The sequence below is a fragment of the Enterococcus sp. AZ126 genome, from assembly GCF_051714545.1.
In the GTDB taxonomy this organism is placed as follows: Bacteria; Bacillota; Bacilli; order Lactobacillales; family Enterococcaceae; genus Enterococcus_L.
On record NZ_JBIOSB010000001.1, the window covers coordinates 2,453,236 to 2,473,760 of the forward strand.

At 35.4% G+C, this 20,525-nt stretch carries 21 protein-coding genes; 14 read left to right on the plus strand and 7 right to left on the minus strand.

Features of this window, described 5'->3' with window-relative positions; all coding sequences use genetic code 11:
* The first annotated feature begins 172 nt into the window (after positions 1 to 172).
* Positions 173 to 748, plus strand: a complete 576-nt coding sequence (locus IGI43_RS11590) for a TetR/AcrR family transcriptional regulator (protein ID WP_438757946.1) — start codon at positions 173 to 175, stop codon at positions 746 to 748.
* Between the two features lie 108 nt (positions 749 to 856).
* On the plus strand, positions 857 to 2,551 hold the full coding sequence (locus tag IGI43_RS11595; protein ID WP_438757947.1) for an oleate hydratase: 1,695 nt from the start codon (positions 857 to 859) through the stop codon (positions 2,549 to 2,551).
* Between the two features lie 460 nt (positions 2,552 to 3,011).
* Here IGI43_RS11595 and IGI43_RS11600 read toward each other — a convergent pair whose 3' ends face one another.
* Positions 3,012 to 3,749 carry a class A sortase gene (locus tag IGI43_RS11600; protein ID WP_438757948.1) on the minus strand — a complete coding sequence of 246 codons (738 nt, stop codon included), beginning with the start codon at positions 3,747 to 3,749 and terminating at the stop codon, positions 3,012 to 3,014.
* 268 nt (positions 3,750 to 4,017) lie between these two features.
* On the opposite strand from IGI43_RS11600, the gene IGI43_RS11605 reads away from it, so the two are divergent.
* Positions 4,018 to 4,800, plus strand: coding sequence for a hypothetical protein (locus IGI43_RS11605; protein ID WP_438758851.1), 783 nt, complete (start codon positions 4,018 to 4,020; stop codon positions 4,798 to 4,800).
* 95 nt (positions 4,801 to 4,895) lie between these two features.
* On the opposite strand, the gene IGI43_RS11610 is transcribed toward IGI43_RS11605, so the two are convergent.
* Positions 4,896 to 5,891: a LacI family DNA-binding transcriptional regulator gene (locus tag IGI43_RS11610; RefSeq protein ID WP_438757949.1), complete on the minus strand. Its 996-nt coding sequence runs from the start codon at positions 5,889 to 5,891 to the stop codon at positions 4,896 to 4,898.
* A gap of 158 nt (positions 5,892 to 6,049) precedes the next feature.
* On the opposite strand from IGI43_RS11610, the gene IGI43_RS11615 reads away from it, so the two are divergent.
* The 7 genes from IGI43_RS11615 to IGI43_RS11645 are packed head-to-tail and all read left to right on the plus strand — an operon-like array spanning position 6,050 to position 14,316.
* Entirely contained in the window at positions 6,050 to 7,369 is a 1,320-nt protein-coding gene (locus IGI43_RS11615; RefSeq protein WP_438757950.1) for an ABC transporter substrate-binding protein, read from the plus strand.
* A complete protein-coding gene (locus IGI43_RS11620) occupies positions 7,369 to 8,244 on the plus strand; it encodes a carbohydrate ABC transporter permease (RefSeq protein WP_438757951.1) in 876 nt (291 codons plus the stop codon). The genes IGI43_RS11615 and IGI43_RS11620 overlap by 1 nt, the downstream gene beginning before the upstream one ends.
* Positions 8,231 to 9,067, plus strand: coding sequence for a carbohydrate ABC transporter permease (locus tag IGI43_RS11625; protein ID WP_438757952.1), 837 nt, complete (start codon positions 8,231 to 8,233; stop codon positions 9,065 to 9,067). Before IGI43_RS11620 ends, IGI43_RS11625 begins: the two co-directional genes overlap by 14 nt.
* Positions 9,068 to 9,077: 10 nt before the next feature.
* On the plus strand, positions 9,078 to 10,604 hold the full coding sequence (locus IGI43_RS11630) for an alpha-amylase family glycosyl hydrolase (RefSeq protein ID WP_438757953.1): 1,527 nt from the start codon (positions 9,078 to 9,080) through the stop codon (positions 10,602 to 10,604).
* Positions 10,605 to 10,606: 2 nt separating this feature from the next.
* On the plus strand, positions 10,607 to 11,500 hold the full coding sequence (locus IGI43_RS11635) for a DUF1861 family protein (RefSeq protein WP_438757954.1): 894 nt from the start codon (positions 10,607 to 10,609) through the stop codon (positions 11,498 to 11,500).
* 16 nt (positions 11,501 to 11,516) lie between these two features.
* A complete protein-coding gene (locus tag IGI43_RS11640) occupies positions 11,517 to 12,581 on the plus strand; it encodes a BtaManbiosPhlase (RefSeq protein WP_438757955.1) in 1,065 nt (354 codons plus the stop codon).
* 4 nt (positions 12,582 to 12,585) lie between these two features.
* Complete coding sequence (locus IGI43_RS11645) at positions 12,586 to 14,316, plus strand: phospho-sugar mutase (protein ID WP_438757956.1); 1,731 nt, start codon at positions 12,586 to 12,588, stop codon at positions 14,314 to 14,316.
* 115 nt (positions 14,317 to 14,431) lie between these two features.
* Here the strand turns inward: IGI43_RS11645 and IGI43_RS11650 are convergent, their stop codons facing one another.
* The 4 genes from IGI43_RS11650 to IGI43_RS11665 all read right to left on the minus strand — a co-directional run bounded on the left by IGI43_RS11650 (position 14,432) and on the right by IGI43_RS11665 (position 16,661).
* The gene (locus IGI43_RS11650; RefSeq protein WP_438757957.1) at positions 14,432 to 14,842 is read right to left on the minus strand and encodes a DUF1622 domain-containing protein; all 411 of its coding nucleotides are present in this window, start codon (positions 14,840 to 14,842) and stop codon (positions 14,432 to 14,434) included.
* 42 nt (positions 14,843 to 14,884) lie between these two features.
* A complete protein-coding gene (locus IGI43_RS11655; protein WP_438757958.1) occupies positions 14,885 to 15,625 on the minus strand; it encodes a class I SAM-dependent methyltransferase in 741 nt (246 codons plus the stop codon).
* 89 nt (positions 15,626 to 15,714) lie between these two features.
* Positions 15,715 to 16,098, minus strand: a complete 384-nt coding sequence (locus IGI43_RS11660) for an ACT domain-containing protein (RefSeq protein WP_438757959.1) — start codon at positions 16,096 to 16,098, stop codon at positions 15,715 to 15,717.
* Positions 16,099 to 16,295: 197 nt separating this feature from the next.
* A complete protein-coding gene (locus IGI43_RS11665) occupies positions 16,296 to 16,661 on the minus strand; it encodes a hypothetical protein (protein WP_206847146.1) in 366 nt (121 codons plus the stop codon).
* A 242-nt stretch (positions 16,662 to 16,903) separates the two neighbouring features.
* Here IGI43_RS11665 and IGI43_RS11670 point away from each other — a divergent pair, with 242 nt between their 5' ends.
* From IGI43_RS11670 to IGI43_RS11680, 3 genes are all read left to right on the plus strand, one after another.
* Entirely contained in the window at positions 16,904 to 17,662 is a 759-nt protein-coding gene (locus IGI43_RS11670; protein ID WP_438757960.1) for a C39 family peptidase, read from the plus strand.
* 218 nt (positions 17,663 to 17,880) lie between these two features.
* Positions 17,881 to 18,579 (plus strand): glucosamine-6-phosphate deaminase, encoded by a 699-nt coding sequence (locus tag IGI43_RS11675; protein ID WP_438757961.1) that lies wholly within the window; start codon positions 17,881 to 17,883, stop codon positions 18,577 to 18,579.
* Between the two features lie 196 nt (positions 18,580 to 18,775).
* On the plus strand, positions 18,776 to 19,336 hold the full coding sequence (locus IGI43_RS11680; protein WP_438757962.1) for a DNA-3-methyladenine glycosylase I: 561 nt from the start codon (positions 18,776 to 18,778) through the stop codon (positions 19,334 to 19,336).
* 43 nt (positions 19,337 to 19,379) lie between these two features.
* Here the strand turns inward: IGI43_RS11680 and IGI43_RS11685 are convergent, their stop codons facing one another.
* Positions 19,380 to 19,937 (minus strand): DUF4865 family protein, encoded by a 558-nt coding sequence (locus tag IGI43_RS11685; protein WP_438757963.1) that lies wholly within the window; start codon positions 19,935 to 19,937, stop codon positions 19,380 to 19,382.
* Between the two features lie 39 nt (positions 19,938 to 19,976).
* Between IGI43_RS11685 and IGI43_RS11690 the strand changes: the two genes are divergently transcribed.
* Complete coding sequence (locus tag IGI43_RS11690; RefSeq protein ID WP_438757964.1) at positions 19,977 to 20,516, plus strand: hypothetical protein; 540 nt, start codon at positions 19,977 to 19,979, stop codon at positions 20,514 to 20,516.
* Positions 20,517 to 20,525: the final 9 nt, after the last annotated feature.

Below are 20,525 nucleotides of genomic sequence, written 5' to 3' on the forward strand. Positions count from 1 at the left end.
CAAATGAAGCGACAAGTATTTTTTCTTTTTCATTCCATAGTAAAGACGTGAGGAAAAATGTATTCCCTTACTTTATCAACCATTAACAATCCCTAAAAATCCCTCAAAACCTTATATTTTCCCAAATTTTTTTGGTATGATGTACCTAACTAAAAAAAGTGAGGAAAAAAACATGAGCGAATCACAGATAACCAAAAAAGCCATCTCATCCGCATTGATCGAATTATGCGATCGAAAACTGTTCAATAAAATCAGCGTCCAAGATATCACGAAAGAAGTTGGTCTCAACCGACAAACTTTCTACTATCATTTTACGGATAAACAAGACCTCTTACGTTGGATATACACCCACGACGCATTGATCTACCTAGATTCATCTGATGTCAGAATGAACAACTGGGAAGAGCAAGCGCTAAAAATGTTAAAAGCGATCCAATCCAAAAGTGATTTCTACTATAATACAGTCATGTCAGATTCAGACATCTTAAGAAACTGTTTTTCAACGATCACCAATAATTTATTTATCAATCTATTCGACCAAATGGATAAAGAAAAACAATTACTTCCTGAAGACAAGATATTTTACGCACGATTTTTTTCATACGGCTGTAGCGGTGTCTTGATTGACTGGATTTTAGGAAATTATAAAGAATCTCCTTTAGAGATTGCGACACAGCTATTTCGTTTAGCTAAAGACACTGAATTTTTCTCTTATCGACTATATGCGCAAGAAAATGAATTGTTGTGACAAATCGTCCTTGTTGTCTAAAAAGAAGACGGAATGATAATGCTATCACAAGACATTTATCTGGAATCATTGTACGCTAGATTCATAAATTGAATCGGGGGGATTTTCATGAAAAAAAGTCATATGGGATTAGCTGCAGTAGGCGCAGTAGGTGCAGCTTTACTAGCTAAAAAAGTATCTGCTGACAAGAAAGTAGGGAAAGTTGCTGAAGTAGAAGAAGAGATCAACAGTCGTTATTATGGGGACAAACAGGTTTACTTAATTGGCGGTGGGATTGCTACAATGGCAGCAGCAGCTTACTTGATTCGCGATGCAAATTTCAGTGGGAAAAATATCCATGTAATCGAAGGCATGAAAATTCTAGGTGGAAGTAACGATGGAATCGGTACGAATGAAAAAGGATTTGTTGCACGCGGCGGTCGTATGTTGAACGAAGAAACCTATGAAAATTTCTGGGAATTATTTGATAGCATTCCCTCACTTGAATGGCCTAATCATAGTGTGACAGAAGAAATCTTGAACTTTGATCATCTGCACCCTACGCATGCACAAGCTCGCTTGGTAACGAAAGACCGAGAAATCCTTGATGCACATTCAATGGGCTTTGATAATGAAGATCGTCTAGCGATGACGAAATTGTTAGCTACTTCTGAAGAAAGTTTAGATGGTGTAACAATCGAAGAGTGGTTTGGTTCACATTTCTTTGAAACGAATTTCTGGTATATGTGGCAAACGACATTTGCTTTCCAAAAATGGAGCAGTGTATTTGAATTGCGTCGTTATATGAATCGAATGATTTTAGAATTTTCTCGTATCGATACCCTAGAAGGGGTAACACGAACATCATTGAATCAGTATGATAGTGTGATTTTACCATTGAAATCATTCTTAGAAAAACATGGAGTAGATTTCACTTTAAATGAAGATGTCGTCGATCTTGATTTCAAACCAGGCTCTGATATTACCGTAACAGCTTTAAAACTAGGAAATGGTGAGATCATCGAGCTGGATGAAGATGATGTTGTGATCATGACCAATGGAACGATGACAGATAGTTCTACAGAAGGAGATTGGAAAACACCTGCACCAGCGGTCACAGAAGAATCAAGATCTGCTAGACTTTGGCGTAATATTGCGAAGAAAAAAACAGGGTTAGGTAATCCTGAGCCGTTTTTTGGCAATGAAGCGCAAACAAACTGGGAAAGTTTTACTGTCACTTGCCGTGGCGATAAGCTATTAAAACGAATGGAAGAATTTTCAGGCAATATCCCAGGTTCTGGAGCCTTGATGACATTAAAAGATTCAAGCTGGCTGATGAGTACAGTCGTTGCGGCTCAACCCCATTTTAAAAATCAAGATCCGGGGACAACGATTTTCTGGGGCTATGGTATTTATACAGACAAAGTCGGAGATTACGTAAAGAAACCAATGCGTGAATGCTCGGGAGAAGAAATTTTGTATGAATGGATATGTCAAATGGGCTGGCAAGCGGATTGGGATGAAATCATTAAAGACGTGGTAAATGTGATTCCTGCTTATATGCCATACATTGATGCACAGTTTCAACCACGCAAAATGACAGATCGACCTCAAGTTGTTCCAGAAAATAGTACGAACTTTGCTATGGTCAGTCAATTTGTAGAAATACCGAAAGACATGGTGTTTACAGAAGAATATTCAGTACGTGCAGCAAGAATTGCAGTGTATACACTATTCAATATCAATAAGGAAATTATTCCTGTGACGCCATATAATCGCGATCCTAAAGTATTAGCAAAAGCTACGCAAACCATGTTTAGGTGAACCTAAATGTTATTAAAAAAATTTAAATGGAGTTTTAATAGAAGATAAGCAACATTTCTTTATAAAATACCAAATGAAAAACCTAACCTGATTTTGACAATAATCATCAAAATCAGGTTAGGTTTATATTTTAACGGATTATTATCCACACTCTTTTAGCGATTGGTTAAAGTAGAAAACAAAAAATAATCAAAGGTACTGTACTCGTTTGTAAACTAAGAAACTAGTTTAGAATAAAGTATACAATCAATAACCCAGATGAGTATAAATTATTCTCAGTTCCATGATCTTCAAAGTGTTTGTAGCGTTACTTTTATAATTGGAGTAAGAGTAATTTATCAGATTTAGGCTTCCTTCTTCATAGATTAGCATAAAAAAACCAACGAAATTCTGCTAAATAACAGTAATTTAATTGGTTTCAATAAGAGTATGGTGGAAAATTAGAAGCGCACCACTATTTTTACAACGTCAACTGTTCCATTTGGAATGCATCTGTCATAGCTTGTGTTGCCTTTTTTATCGGTGTCACAGATTCCAATTCGCCTTGAACCGCAATTCGTGTTGTTGCATACATATCCCCACAAGTGATCAATGTAATCATCTTCTTACCAGGCACATCGTCGATCAACTCCACACGAGAAGGATCGATTTTTTCAACATAAGTGATTTTATATGTATAAACATTATTTAAATCAGTCGTATAGATCAATTCTCCAGGTTTAGAATATTCTAATGGTGAAAATAAAGAAACCATATCTTGTACACGGTGGCTGGCTAGTGCGTAATTCCCTTTACCCATTTCTTGGTCAGGTTTCATTGTTCCAGCTCCCGTTAGTAAAACAACATTATCGAGTCCTCTAAAAATCGGCAAGTTGATCTTTACATCAGGAAGTGCGACAGCACCAATAACAGGCAAATTTTTATTTGCAAGCTGGGCTTTGAGAACCGCTTCTGTGCTAAGAGATTCAACTGCGTCAAAATCGAACGAAGTGTCCGTTTGATTGTTTTTTTCAACAATTTCAGGGGTTAATTTCTCTACTGCATAGGCTTTACCATTTTGCTGGATCAGCATATTTCTGATTTGTGTATTAAAGACAAGTGCTAAACCAACAACCAATAATAAGAATAGGAAGATATTGATCAGCCAATTTCTTTTCTTATTTTTTTTCTTTTTAGAGCGTTCTTTTTTCGAGGCCATAAGCTTCCTCCTTTTTTTACTTAAGTGTATCATATTTCAAATTGAAACCCTAGTTTAAAATCTTTATTTTTTTATTAATATTATTCTTTAAAAAGGAACCTTAAAAATATTAGGATTTCTTATTTTTTTAGCGTATATCCTTTATTTGATAGGAAAATGACCCTATTATAACGCTTTGTAACTGAATCTTAAAATAAAAGACACAAGCTTTTCTCACAGAAATATTGTAGAATGGAATAGAAGATAAATAATGGGGGTGATGGAACAAATGTTGGACTTGATTTATGTACATATTGATATGACAAGTAATGCAGTATTATCAAAAGGAATCACACATACAGACTTTACGAATTCCATTGTTCATCACCCTAAGAACTTGCTATTACTGAATCCTTCTGCTGAAGAAGGGGAATACGATATGCATAGTGGAATGAAGATTATTCGCGGACAAGAAGCTGTAGAACACTATTTTTCGACTGCTCATCGTCGGAAAATGGATGAAGAAATTAAATGGATCGATTTTTCTGATGTTGCGATGTTGAAAGAATTGACACCTATGGAGATTTCAGAGCTGCTGTATTTTGGGCATATGAAAACGAGTCTGCACTCACCTTTCTTTTATAAATTACAAAATGATTTCGTCTTTTTTGAATTTGTCGATCATATGACAAGGGTTTATTATCGATATATAGATGAGTTCTATCGAATTTTAGCGGATAAAATCACTCGGGTGATCTTGGAGAAAGTAAATGATCGGAAAACATTTTTTAAACGAGCCGTTCCAGTTGAGAAGTTGGACGTAGAATTACTGAAAGAAATGAAGCCGATTTTACAAGAAGGGGTTGTTTTTTGTTTCGACCAAATGGATATCAAAGGGAAAGAGTATCATATCCCGATCCATGTTGTGGAAGATTCATTGTGGAAGACAAAAAACTTTGCTTATCGAAATGAGCCGGTCATTGCAATATTGATTTACAATACGGGCAAGCGGACATGGCGTTTGATGCAAGAAGATGAGTTTGGATTTACTGAATTGCCGAGACGGGCATAAAAATAATCAGCGCAAAAGGCCAATAACAACATTTTTAGTTATTCTAAAAATGGTTGTTATTGACCTTTTTGAATTGTTTTAAAGTACAGAAAGTTTTATTGTGTAATAAGTCTTACGGATTCCCTGATATTTAAGGTGGGCAGAATTTGTTTATGAATTAAGGGATCATCGTTAGTCTTGATGCGTTTGATCAATGTTTGAACAGCTACTTCCCCCATATAAAAAAGATTCGTTGAAACATTAGTGATGGGAGGGCTTGCCATTCGCGTAAATTCAGTATCATCATAACAAATAATATTAATGTCATCTGGGATCATATAGCCGATTGACTGTAAGTAAGAATTGAGCATAAAAGCTAGTCCCGAATTAGCGCAAAACCAAGCATCTGGCATTGTTTCGATTTCTTTCAATTTTGTATAAAGGGCACCTTGGCTTTCTTCAATAGAGGTGATTTCAATACTTTTATCTTCAACAAGATCCATATCAGCTAAGGCTTGTTTATACCCTTGATAACGTTCGAGATAACTAGGAGAAAAGGCAGTGTCTCCTATAAAGCCGATTCTTTTATTATTATTTTGAAAAAGAAGAGAGATGGCATGATAGGTTCCGTCAGTATTTTTAGATAAAATAGCATCAGCATGCAAAGATGGATCATGATGGTCCACTAAGACGCAAGGCAAACCGTAGTCGATAATTTTTTTTATATATAAGTTGTCACTATGAGATAGGATAATGATGCCTGTAAATTCAGCAATGTTATTTGGTAAACTGAATGTACGCAATGCTTCTCTTGAGAGGGATTCAGTAACAAGTTGATAACCGTTTTTTTCACAATTTTTTCGAATACTGTCTACTATTTCACCGAAAAAACTTTTTTGAGAAAAAACAAAGGTTGTTGCGATTAATAATATCTTACCCAATTGCTTGTTTGTTTGTTTTTCACGGTATTCATAACCTAAAGAGTGAGCAGTTTCTATGACTGCTTTTTTTGTTGCTTCACTGACCCCATCTGTATTTCGTAAAGCCTGTGATACAGAGTTTCTTGAAATACCTAATTGATCGGCAATATCTTGCATGGAAACTTTTTTCATGGCGATTCTCCTTTTTTATAAACTAACGTAATTATATCATATTGCTTTTTTATTTTGTAATGTTTTGTAATCATCGTTATGTAATGTTGACATTTGTTGAGTGCGGATGATATTATGGGTTTATAAAAAGAAAGCGTTTGCTTACAGGGGGAGAAATTATGAAGTTGAAAAAAATTTTACTTGGCATGTCGATTGGTTTAATGGGAATGTTGCTTTTAGTCGGTTGTGGTTCATCAAATAAAGAAGGGGCTTCTTCTGATGGAAAAACAAAGATTACATTTTGGGCAGCGCCTAATCCAACCCAATTAAAATATTGGGAAGATATGGCGAAAGAGTTTGAGAAAAGCCAAACAGATATTACTGTCGAAGTGTCTCAAATGAAAGAAAGTCCATCTTCAGAAGCAACGATTCAATCAGCGATTGCCTCTAAAACGGCACCAACATTATCTGAAAATATTAATCGAAGCTTTGCAGCTCAACTAGCTGCGAGTGAGGCAATTTTACCCTTGAATGAACAAGAAGGTTTTTCAAAAGCAGTCGAAGAAAGAAAAATGAGTAAAAGTATCAAGAGTTGGGAATTTTCGGATGGCAAACAATATGTTTTCCCTGTCTATTCTAATCCTATTTTATATGCTTGGCGCATAGATACATTAAAAGAAATTGGAGTCGATGAAATTCCAGAAACCTATTCTGAATTATTAGAGGTAGGAGATAAATTATCGAAACAAAAAAAAGACGTAGCGATTTGGGCCAAAAAAGATTTGACGGATCCTACTGCTTGGATGCGTTGGTTTGATTTTTTCCCATTGTATAATGCTGCCAGCAAAGGTGCTCCTTTTGTTCAGGAGAATAAGTTTGTTGCTGACCGCACAGCTACAGAAGATGTCTTTGGTTTAATGAATGAGCTTGCCAAAAAGAAATTACTACGTACAGGTGAAGCGACTGATCCATTTGAAAATGGCGATAGCTTGATGGCTGAATTAGGACCGTGGACATTCCCTAACTGGGAAGAAAAATATCCTGAATTGACATTCGATGAAAATTATACGATAACTTCTCCCGTTGTGCCCGATTCAATGAAAGGAGAAAAAAATATCTCCACATATGCCGATTCTAAAGGAATCGTTATGTACACACAGGCAACTGAAGATGAACAAAAAGCGGCGATGAAGTTTTTATCTTTTGTTTATGGGGATGAAAAAAATGATGTGACTTGGCTTGAATTAACGAGTTTGATTCCTGCTAGAGATGATGCAACAGAAAATCCTGTATTCAAAGAATACTTTACAGAAAACCCTGCGATGAGAGTGTTTGCAGAAAATGTTCCTAACGCTGTCCCAGCAATGGATAATGAGAAATACAATGACATTCAGCAAGTTTTTGGTGAACAAGCATGGGTTCCTGTTGTAAGAGGAGAGAAAAGTCCTCAAAAAGCTTTTAAAGATGGAGAAAAAGCAGTTGAAGGAGCGCTTCGGTAATGAGAAGGAATAATAAATTAGGCTGGTTATTTACGAGTCCTTATCTGATCTTTACACTAATTTTTTTCTTGTTACCTTTGTTATGGTCTTTTTGGTTGGCGCTAACTGACTGGGATATGATTTCCCCGACAATTAATTTTGTTGGGGTTCAAAATTTTATGACTGCCGTAAAAAGTCCAGCCGTTCAATCCGCTTTTTTAGTTACTTATAAATTTTTACTGGTATTTGTTCCGCTGGCGTTGGTCTTATCTATGGTGATTGCTTTATTGGTGAATAGTTTACCGAAATTTAAAGGCCTTTTTATGGTTGCTTTTTTCTTACCCTATCTTTCAAGTGGTGTAGTAACTTCTCTGATTGTGAAAGGATTGTTATCGTATAATGGCCCATTTAATATTTTTTTACGGAATACATTCGGTTTGGATATTGATTGGTTGGGCGATCCGAAAGTAGCCATTTTCATCGTATCTTTGATGATTGCTTGGAAAATGTCAGGTTATTATGGATTGATTTTGATTTCAGGTTTATCAAATATTAATCATGAAATCTATGAAGCAGCAGCGATAGACGGGGCTTCGAGATGGACGATATTTTGGAAAATTACGTTTCCTATGATGTATCCAGCATTTTTCACAGTTACAGTACTAGCTGTAGGTGTGAGTTTCGGGATCTTTACCGAAGTTTATCAGTTGACAGGTGGTGGACCTAATTTTTCTACGAATACATGGCAGATGGAAATTTATAATCAAGCATTTGTTGGATTGAAATCAGGTTATGCATCCTCTATTGCTTTGCTTTCGTCAGTTGTTACGTTTGCTTCTATTGGTGTTATTCGTAAGTTATTAGAAAAATGGGGTGAAAAAAATGGTTGGTCGTAAGAATACTAAGTTATCAATGAGCATCAAATATCTTGTGACAACACTTTTGATGTTGATCATGACATTTCCTTTTATTTATTTAGTTATGCACTCTTTTGCTTCATGGGATGAAGTCGATCGTAGATTGATTCCGAGTCATTTTGATTTAAGATCGTGGGAATGGTTATTCGGAGATGCCTCTACTTCGGCTAATGCACCGTGGATCGGCGCTTTTATAAATACGATTATCGTTGCGACTATTGCGACGTTTTTGATGTTATTATTTGCGCTGACAGTTGGTTATGCCTTAGCAAAAATTGAATTTAAAGGAAAGAAATTTGTAAATAACTTTATTTTATTTCAAATGTTTTTTCCAGCGATCATCTTATTGATTCCCCAGTTTTTATTGATCACGAAAGTTGGTTTGCTTGATACCTATGCTGGAATGATCGTTCCGACAGTGATGAGTCTGTGGGCTATCTTTATGTATACAAATTTTTTCAAAGCGATCCCAGATACGTTGATCGAGGCAGCTAAATTAGATGGTGCGAGTGATATAGCGATTCTTTTTAGAATAGTATTGCCGATGTCTAAATCGATCACTACGGTTATTTTTCTATTTTTGTACACGGATCGTTGGACAAATTTATTATGGGACATGATCGTTTCCAAGAGTGATAGTACAACCACGTTAAATGTTTTGATATCTCAGATGTTTGGTCCTTATGGTACGTATCCAGGTCCAATGTATGCGGCGTCAGTTTTACTAACGTTACCGTTAATTATCTTGTTCTTAGTTTTTTCTAAACGATTCCAAGATGGTATGCAATTTACATTAAAGTAAGGAGATCACTATGAGTTGGTGGGAAAAATCAATTTTTTATGAAATTTATGTTCCATCTTTTAATGATAGCGATGGTGACGGTATCGGAGATTTAAAAGGAATTAGCGAAAAAGCAACTTATTTAAAAGAACTTGAGATTGATGGGATTTGGCTAACACCGTTTTTTCCTTCTCCCAAAGTGGATAATGGCTATGATATTTCAGATTACTACAGCGTAGATCCTATTTATGGAGACATGTCAGCGATGGAAACTTTAGTAAAATGTATGCATGATGTCGGGATAAAAGTCATCATTGATCTAGTTATTAATCATACCTCTGATCAACATCCTTGGTTTCAAGAAGCGAGGATGTCGAAAAATAATTCCAAAAGAGAATGGTATATCTGGCGTGATAAGCCAAATAACTGGGCATCTTTTTTTGGTGGAAGTGCTTGGCAATTTGATGAACAAACGCAGCAATATTATTATCATAGCTTTTCTAAAGCACAAGTGGATCTTAATTGGACGAATCCAGAAGTGAAAGCAGCAATTTTTGATGTTATTGATTTTTGGATTGAAAAAGGAATCGATGGCTTTCGTTTAGATGTCGTCAATAATTTAACCGTTGACATTGAATGTAAAGACAATCCTTATGATGAAAATGGGACACAAATTCATCAATATGATGTGAACCAGCCAGGTATCATAGAAACGATAAAAGATATAAAAGCCTTTCTTACCTCCAAAAATAGTCAGCTGTTTACTGTAGGTGAGATTAGTTCTGATAAATTAGAAATAATCCAGCAGTATGCAGGAAGAGAACTATTCGATGTGACGTTCAACTTTAATTTTGGAAGTGTCGAATCCTTTGATGAGAAAAAAATTGTGCAAGAATTGACCGAAATGCAAAAAATATACGGAGCGCAACGTTTGCCAACGTTATTTTTCAATAGTCATGATATATCTCGTTCTTGGAATCGTTTGAGTCAGGAAAAGACCTCACGCTATTTACAATTAGCTGCGCTGTTACTTTTAAATAGAGGGGTTGCATTTTTATTTCAGGGGGAAGAATTAGGCGTGGGCGATTATTTACCAGCTGATTTTTCTGATATAAGAGATATTCAAGCAATTAATAAGTTTGATGAACTACGGCTACAAGGGGATTCCCATGAAGAATCGATGAAACAAGCAAATTTGGTCAATCGAGATCGTTCGAGAGGGATGATTCCATGGGATACAGCTAAAGATAATAGCTGGATAGGTTATGGCAAAAAAAATGCAGAGTCAGACACTATTTTTACTTGGTATCAAAAACTAATTACGCTTCGTAAAACGTATTTGCAAGAGACTGACTGCATGAAGATACTAGAAAATAAAGACGGTTTATTGATGTATCAACTCTCAGGATTAGTAATCATCGTAAATTTTTTGCCAAACTGGAGTCCTCCTTTTAAGCTTTCAGCACAACATACAATGTGTTTAAAAAATGGAGAATTAGTCAAAAAACAAAAAAACTATTATTTATCTGGGTATGGTATTTGGATAGGAAGGAACTAATAATGATTGATATAGAGCTATTATTGACGCATCACCGTGAAAGGAAAGTGAAAAATAAGGCAGTAAAGCTTCAATTTTCAGGAGTTGCAGATCAAGATGTATACAATATAACTGCCCCATTTAGCATAGGGGATCGAGAAGTTATCGCGGGTCGTATCGAAGCTAGAACAAATGAAGTAGCACAAATTGGCTTGTTCGAAGAGGTAGAAGAAAACAAATGGAACTTGATTGAGGGAGCTATCAAACTAGCGTTACAAGATCCATTTGTTACAACAATCGATGGAACAGTTATTTTAGGTGGTGTAGAAGTCTTTTTTGATAAAGAAGGAGCGCGTTGGCGAACTATTTTATATCGACTAAAAAGTATTAATGAAGCTGAAAAAATTTTTGAAGGCCCATTTGGAATGAAAGACATCAGATTGAAACAATTACCTGATGGAAAAATTTTAGTTTTGACTAGACCACAAGGAGAAAAAGGGGGTAGAGGCAAAATTGGTATTGCATGGGTAGATACGTTAGCACAACTATCGCTAGAAATAATCGAAGAAGCAACGCTGCTTAAACAGCAGTTTTCTGATGTTGATTGGGGTGGCGCAAATGAAATTCATTTAATTGATGAACGAATTTGTGTACTAGGCCATATTGCTTCCTTTGATCAAGTTGGAAATCGTCATTATTATGCTATGACATTTGAAATAGATAAAAAGAAAGAGACAATGGAAAATCCGAAAATCATTGCTGAAAGATCGGATTTTTTACCAGGTCCATCTAAAAGAAATGATTTAATCGATGTAGTTTTTAGTGGGGGCTTAGTTTTACATGGCAAAGAAGCGACATTTTACGCTGGAATTAGCGATGCTGAGGCTCAAAAAATAACTATCCAAAATCCATTTTAGAAAAGGAAGAAAAAATATGACTATTTATCGTTATGAAGAAAATCCGCTTATTACTCCGTTAGATGTTCCTCCATTGCATAAAGATCATGAAGTGATTGGTGCATTTAACGCCGGAGTAGCCAAATATAAAGACGAAATATTATTATTATTGCGCGTTGCAGAAAGACCGATTTCAACGTCTGAAGAGACGATCAAAGCGCCGATCATTCATCCTGAAACAAAAAAATTGGAAATCATAACGTTTGATCGAACAGATCCTCAGTATGATTTTGAAGATCCACGAATGATTCGATTAGCAGATAACTTAGATGGGTTTGTCTATTTGACGTCACTTTCATATATTCGAATTGCACGGAGTAAAGATGGTCGCCAGTTTACAGTTGATGACAAAGCGTTTTTATATCCATTCAATGAATATCAAACATTTGGAATTGAAGATGCTCGGTGTACGCAAATTGGTGATACGTATTATGTGAATTTTAGTTCTGTGTCACCAATGGGCGTTTGTGATTCAATGATCTGCACAACTGATTTTGAGCATTTTGAAGATATGGGAAATATTTTTGCACCAGAAAATAAAGATGTCTTATTATTTCCTGAAAAAATCAATGGAAAATATTATGCTTTGCATCGTCCATCATTAAAGAGTATTGGGAACTACGATATTTGGATTGCCTCCTCTCCTGATTTACAAGCTTGGGGGAACCATAAACATCTGATTGGTATACAACAAGATAGTTGGAACAGTGGGCGTATCGGTGGTGGGCTAGTTCCTATAAAAACAGAAAAAGGCTGGCTTGAGATTTATCATGGGGCAACCAAAGAACAACGTTATTGCATGGGGGCAGTCCTATTGGATCTTGATGATCCGACAAAAGTAATTGCCCGAACAAAGAATCCAATCATGGAGCCTGATGCTGAGTATGAGAAAAAGGGATTCTTCGGAGATGTGGTTTTTGGTTGTGGTGGTCTTGTCGATGGAGATAAGCTAATAATGTATTATGGCGTTGCAGATACCTCGATGGCGGGTTGTGAATTAAGCATTAGTGCAATTCTTGAACAATTAGACAAAGAAGGTTGATCTCATGAGTTGGAAAAAGAAATATGCTGAGTGGTCAAATGCAGAATGTCTATCAGATGAATTAAAAAAAGAATTGGCTAACATTGAGAATCAACAGGAATTAGAAGACCGTTTTTACCAGTATCTTTCATTTGGAACTGGAGGAATGCGTGGGGAAATTGGCGTTGGAACGAATCGTATCAATGAGTATACGATTAAACGTGCTGCCTTGGGTTTAGCACAATACATTGAGAAGAAAGGGATAGAAGCTCAAAAGGCAGGTGTGGTTATTTCTTATGACAATCGTTTTTTTTCAAAAGAATTTGCGCAATGGACAGCGACCGTTTTAGCTTCAAAAGAGATAACCGTTTATTTATCGAGTATGATGCGTCCAACACCTGAATTATCTTTTTTTGTAAGGGAATTAAATGCTTTTGCAGGAGTAATGATTACAGCGAGTCATAATCCTAAAGAATATAATGGATTTAAAGTGTATGGTTCTGATGGCGGTCAAATAACGCTAGAAACAGCGACCGAACTGATGCACATTTTGAACAGTTTAACGAATGAATTAGAGATCGATCCCTTTTCGCTGTCTGATTGCCTTAAAATGGGACGTATTCATTACCTCGATGAAGAGATGGATAGTCTGTATTTAGAGAAGCTGACTTCCGTTTTACAAAATAAGAAGAACGTTAAGCAAAATGGCGATGAAGTATCTATTTTATATACACCTCTCCATGGTTCGGGAGAAAAATTAATTCGAAAAGGTTTTGAAAATGTAGGATTTAGTGATCTGTCCATTTTAGCGTCACAATCCGATGGGGATCCTGCTTTTTCAACGGTCAAATCACCGAATCCAGAAGATCCTGAGGCGTTTGAGTTAGCTTTAAAAGAGTCAGAGAAGAAAAAAATAGATTTGTTTCTTGCAACAGATCCAGATGCAGATCGATTAGGCGTAGTTATTCTAGATGAAAAAGAACAGCCAGTACTACTTAACGGGAATCAAATTGGCGTTTTATTATTAGATTTTTTAATTCGACATAAAAAAAGTGAAAAAGAAAACATGTCAAACTATTTTATTGCTAAAACAATTGTAACTTCTGATTTAGGTGAGAAGATCGCAGCACAAGCTGGGATAGAAACGAGAACCACATTGACCGGGTTCAAATTTATCGGAGAACAGATCGCGTTATCTGAAGAAAAAAAAGACAAAGAATTTCTTTTTGGCTATGAAGAGAGTTTTGGTTATTTGATCAAAGCGTTTGTGAGAGACAAAGATGCGATTCAAGCAGCTATTTTAATGGCTGAGCTGGCATTGGAGTGTAAACAAAGAGGAGCAACCGTGTTAGCGCAGCTACAAGCTATTTATCAAGAGCATGGTTTTTATCATGAAACGTTAGAAAGTATCACTTTCAAAGGGAAACGCGGACAAAAAGAAATGGAAACGCTTATAGAAACGTTGAAGCAGAAAAATTTGCAAAAGATAGGTTCTAAAAAAATAAAATTGCAAGAAGATTACAGTATTGGATGTAAAAAAAATCTCGTGACAGGTGAGATAGAAGCGTTGAAGTTACCTCAATCAAATGTACTAAAATACATTTTTGAAGATGGATCGTGGGTATGCATCAGACCTTCTGGGACAGAGCCGAAGTGTAAAATATACTATTCAGTACATTCTGAAACTGAAGCACAATCAAAGAAAGAATTAGATATTTTGCAAAGGGAAGTGAAACAACTTCTTTTGCAAAAATAAAATTGAAATACAAATAAGCGACTTAAAAAAGGGCTGGGCTATGACTCGTAGAGTTATAGCCCAGCCCTTTTTTAAATCGTATTTTTAGAGATAACTGCATTTTAAAATAGGAACACTAAGAGTTTTTGCTTTGAATTGTTTTTTCTTCAGTCTCATTTTCTTTATCTTTCAATGCATCTTCAATTTCTTTATGCAGGAAATAAGAAATGACTGTTCGGATCACTACTAAAATAGCCAGTTTTAAAATGTCTTGAAAGGTTGGTTTGATAATCGATTCAATAATATCTGCGGCAATTAGTATTTCTAAACTAAGTAGAATATAACTACCTAAAAAACTTTTAATAAAATTATTTTGTCGGGCCATCACAATACGATTTCGATTGTCTTTTTCACTTTTTATAAAATCAATCCCCGCCATAATAACCCCCCAAATCAAGACGAAGATAGAGAAAATGTTCAAGGCTAAAATAAAGAGATCAAAAAACGGAATCAAGTGGTTCATGATATTTTGGGCTAAATCGTGCATTCGAGATTCCTCCTCTGGTTTGTAGTAGACGATCGAAGTGGTTTAGTCATGTTGTGTTACCTTTTTGGCTGAAACCAAAAGCATCATTGGTCTACGCAGCTCGTTGCGCATTTCGGCACTTTCTTTTAGCAATTCAGGAGCAGGCATGGGTTCGACGATTCTTGTAAGCTGAAAACCGTTTGTTAATAAGCCGTCTAGGTAAGTTGTTAATGTCTTGTGGTATTTCATTACTGTCTCACCTAAAAAGGTTGTTTCACGGATGCTTTCGTCAAAATAGCGGTCAACAGGCCAATAAATCGGTTGTCCCTGATCGTAAATCCAATCTTCCGTTCCTTGTGCTGTAAAAATAGGATGCTCAGCAGAAAAAATGAAATGGCCACCAGAATTTAAAGAGTGATTGACCTTCTTGGCGATTTCATCGAATGAAGGAACGTAATGAAGTGCTAAAGAGCTGATCACAATATCGAATGTTTCGCCCAATCCATCGATTTCTTCCATCCCCATTAAATGATAACTGATTTTTGGAGAATCCGTCATTTCCATGGCTTTTTCGATCATCCGTTCAGACAAATCGATGCCAATAACTTTTTCAGCACCATTCTCAACTGCGTAACGGCAATGCCAACCGTAGCCGCATCCAAGATCAAGAACTGTTTTTCCAGTAAAATCAGGTAGCAATTTTTTTAATTCATGCCATTCACCAGCTCCTTCTAAGCCTTTTCTAGAACGATCCATTTGGCTATAAGTTTCGAAAAAATTAGGATTATCATATTCATTGTTCATGTTTTATCTCCTTTTTAACGTGTGTAAGTGCGGTCTCTTTTATTGTATCAGATTGTCAGAATAATACCCATAAAAGAGAATAGAACAAATTATTGAAATGTATGGCCGCAATCCTGTAAAACATGAATAGCTTTTTCTTTATCTTTGTTTTTAATTAAAAGATAATCAGTGTTATAGGTGGATAAAGAAAAAATTGAAATTTTATTTTCAGCTAATGGATTGGCTAATTGAGTCAAAATACCAACTAAAGAAAAATCTAGTTCACCGACAACTTGAATAATAAACCAGTCATCATCGACAGAAAGCGCTAAGTCCGTTTCTAATGTGTTAGAAGGTACGATAATGGAACATTCATCATCTGTATAAGTAATACTTTTGAAAGCATTTATCTCATGAAATGAAGCAGGGATCTCGGTATGAGTAGGAAATTTCATGATTGTATAGTTTGTTTTGTCTAATAGTTTTAGCTGCATAGGAAGTTCTCCTTAATAGTTTAAAATAGGAAGCTGTAAAAATACTTGAGAGTCTTAAACAAAAAGACTTAAAGAACTTTTTTTAGTTTATCATAAAAAATATAGGGATTGCATAAAGTTAGTGTTTTTTCTCTATACTACTATGTTATTTAGACAAAAAAACAGCCAACGCGAAATAACATCGTTGACTGTTTAGTTTATTTAATAAGTCTTTTGTCATTTTTAGACAAGGTACTCACTTTTTTTATATGTTCAACAGTGATCATCCGGATTTGTTGGCTGTCTTCTTGTAAACGCAGCATGATCGAATCACCTATATTTTTGGAAACGATCCAACCTGAAACGGTCTCAAACTTTTGAGAAGTCGGCACTTCTTTTAATTGTAAAACAACTAAACTTTTTTGAGCAGAAGCGACTTGTAATTTCTTAAGAATTTCTTCACGCTCTTTATTTTTGCTCTGCTTATCTTTAGAGTCATCTAAAAATGCCGAAAAGAAACTTTGGGAAGATTGGCTTATCAATTTTGAAATGCTTTTCATTGTTGATTTGTGGTTATTATCCATTCTTCTACCTCCTTCACGAATTTACTGCTAGTATCAGACTCTGAATAATCAGTTACTATCATTCTACCTAAAAATTGGAAATAATTCAAGAAAATATGTTCGTAATCATTTCAAAGATAATTATTCTTACTTGCTTTTTTTGTTAGATTCAGTAATATTAGAAGTATTGATTACTATTTATCTAATTCGTTTGAAAGTGAATGGCTCTAGTAAATCTTTCAACTTAAAAGAAGGAGATATACATGAAACAAACAAAGAAATCAAAAGCTTATATCATAGCATTATTAGTAATGGCTACATTTTCAGGAGCAATTTTAGCGAAAGTGACGCCATTGGAAGAAGGACATGGTTTTTCATCTGTGTTTTCTGAAGAAAAGATTGCTGAAGTAAAAACATCTGAAACAAGTGAAGTCAAAAAAGAACCGGAAAAAGTCAAAGAATTGACGTATACTGAAAAAATCAATCAAAATATCAGCGAAAGTAAATTTGCTGACCGGATGCCAATCAACTTGCTATTACAAACAGATGATAAATGGAAGACAACACCATATGGCATGGAAAATCCTGATGGTAATACATTAGAAATCAACGGTTGTGCGATCCTTTCTTTAGCAATGGTATCTTCGTACTTAGATAATAAAACATACATACCTCAAGATATTCTAAATTGGTCAAAAAATGATTATTTTGTAGATGGAGAAGGTACGGCTTGGTCCATTTTCTCTGATTTTGCGATGATGAAAGGGTATCAATTTGAAGATCTTGGCACAGACATTGCAACTGTTGAAGAGCAATTAAAACAAAAACACCCTGTGATCATTTCGGTAAAACCAGGTTTATTTACAGAAACAGGACATATTATGGTACTTAGCGGTACGAATGATGGGAAGTTCTGGGTGAACGATCCAAACGATTCTGAGGCAAAAGGACATTCCAAAAAAGAATTTACAGCGGATGAATTAATGAACGAAGCATTGAATTTTTGGACTATTTACAAATAGAAAGTCAATACAAATCGAGCATGAAATAGACGATATTTTTTCTTGTCGATCATCCAATTTTAGAATGTAGAGCGCGACTGATTTTCTGGTTTTGCTATCCATTCTTTTCTGTTTTCAATAGTGAAAGGAAGAAACTTCTCTATTTTTTATATACCATTGACATGGGATGGTTCCCATACGATACAATGAAGGTATAAAAAGGAAATGGAGTGAATCAAATGAAAATTATTATTGAAAAAGACTTTGAGGCAATGAGCGAAACCACAAAAAATATTTTATTTGGCCATATGAGCCAAGATAAGCGTGTCAATCTATCTATTACAGCCGGAAACACTCCTGTTGGTGTCTATAAAAAAATGGTGGAGACAGTAAAAGATTCGCCAGATTACGCGAACGTTCACTATTATAATTTTGACGAAATTCCTGTATCAGGCCAAACAGAAGGGCTGACTATTACGGATTTACGAAAATTATATTTAACACCCGCTAATATTGATGAAGCTAATATTCATCCGTTGACTGTGGAAAATTATGAAGAACAAGATAAACGTATAGCGATGGATGGCGGTTTAGATGCCATGTTGATCGGCTTAGGTGGAGATGGACACTTCTGTGGGAATATGCCTACAACGACAAGCTTTGAAAATTTGACTTATAAGATAAAAGTAACAGGTGACGAACCTTGGTTTGTGCCAGATATGATGGAAAAAGGGATGGAATTCGTTACTATGGGACCTGTTAGTGTAATGCGAGTTAAACAGTTGATTTTGATTGTAAACGGCGAGAAAAAAGCTGAAATGGTAAAAAACGTATTGCAAGGACCAGTAACAGAGGAGTTTCCGGCATCTGTTTTGCAACTTCATCCGAATCTTACGGTTATTTTAGATGAAGCAGCAGCAAGTAAATTAAACAAGTAAACCGCAAATGAAAAAAAACGAGATAAAAGTATTTAGCTCCGAGAAATAAGCTGCTTTTTTCTCACTGTGTATTCGGATTTAGAGCTTGAAACAACACTGATTTTTAGTGATGTTCCGAGTTCTTTTTTTTATCTCGTTTACAAACATACGTTCTCATGTTATTCTTAGATAAAAGAAGCTAAGATAGGAGTCGAATATGGAAAGAATCAGGTGTGATTGGGCAAATGGAACTGAATTAGAAGAAAAATACCATGATGAAGAATGGGGAACAGCAGAACATGAAGATCAAAAACTTTTTGAAATGCTAACCTTAGAGAGTATGCAGGCGGGGTTAAGTTGGTCGACGATCCTTAAAAAAAGAGAGACACTAACTAGTGCTTATGATCAATTTGACTATGTGAAAATTGCTGAGTATACCCAAGAGAAGATTGATGCTTTACTAGTAGATCCAGGAATTATTAGAAATAAGTTGAAAATCAATGCTACAATCAATAATGCACAAGCTTTCATGAAGATCCAAGCAGAATATGGCAGCTTTGATCGATTTATTTGGGCTTATGTGGATAGAGAAACTATTAAGAATCGTTGGAATAATATCAAAGAAGTTCCCTCATCAACAGAATTATCGGATAAAATAAGTAAAGACTTAAAGAAAAAAGGTTTTAAGTTCTTAGGGACAACAACTGTCTATGCTTTTATGCAAGCAACAGGGATGGTAGACGATCATTTAGCTCATTGTTTTAAAGCGCTAAAGTAAGATGATCGATCTGTAGTGTCCTCGATATATAAAGATCGATCATCTAGAAGTAAGCATATCTTTCATTTACAGAAATATGAAGTATTTCATAAAGAGTTGCTTCATTGTGAATTGGTTTTTCAGCATAAAATCCAAGTATGACCGCTTGCCATTTGTCTGGATTATAGATGACAAGTTTTCCCAGACTTTTTTTGGGAAAAGTTTTTTGGATGTCCACTAGTTGCTTCGGGGTATTAGTCAACGTTTGCTGTTCCGTGATTGTAATCGTTTGTTCTAACAGGTAAGTCGCATCTTTAAAATTATCCTCTAGATTTATGGTGAAAGGAACACCAATTTGAATGGCTTGCCAACCAAAATCGCGAATAATAGCGTCGTAAAATCCTGTAAAGATAAATTGATTCATTCCTTCAACATTTTCCCATACATATAAAGGAGCATAGGAATTTGAAATTGCCCCTTGTACTTTTTCTGAAATAAGATAAGATTTAAAGAGTAGACTTTGGAAGTTATCTGTTTTGTACCCATTTTCTTTTACTCGTTGTCTAATCAGTGACATGTCATAATTATCCGGTAAAATTATTTTATATTGCATAGCGTTCATCTAAATCAGCTCCTATTAGCTCAAATCGATGAAATTGAAATGCATTATAAGAAATTACCAATAAAAATTGGTTGCACACAAACAATCGCATCTAATTACTTTGAATTGACAGATGTCATCAATTATCAGCCGGCAATCGAATTGTTTATCGACACAACAGATCAATTAGAAAAACTATATCAAAAAAAAGAATTGGATGTGTTGATCACAAATAAGAGGACTGCCTTTGATAACGATGTGTTATTTAGCGAAAAGATTGGCTGGCTATCTGCAATAGCTGCGCAAGATGTATATTTGATGAATCGTGATAAGGAATGTCCATATAGAAAGATGATGCTATCTTTAATCAATCCGCAGACGTGTAAATTTGTTGAAGTTGACTCTATTTACTCGATGATCGACCTTATAAAAAAAGGAGAAGGTCGATCGATTTTACCTAATCGTTTCTTTCTGGAGGAACAGAATCAATCGTTGCATTTCAGCAAAATAGAACAGGAAGTTCCTATTTATATCGTTGGAAATGAAAGGAACAATCACTATGTTCGTTTATTTTTAAAGGATAGCAACGGTTTGGAATGAGAGGATTTG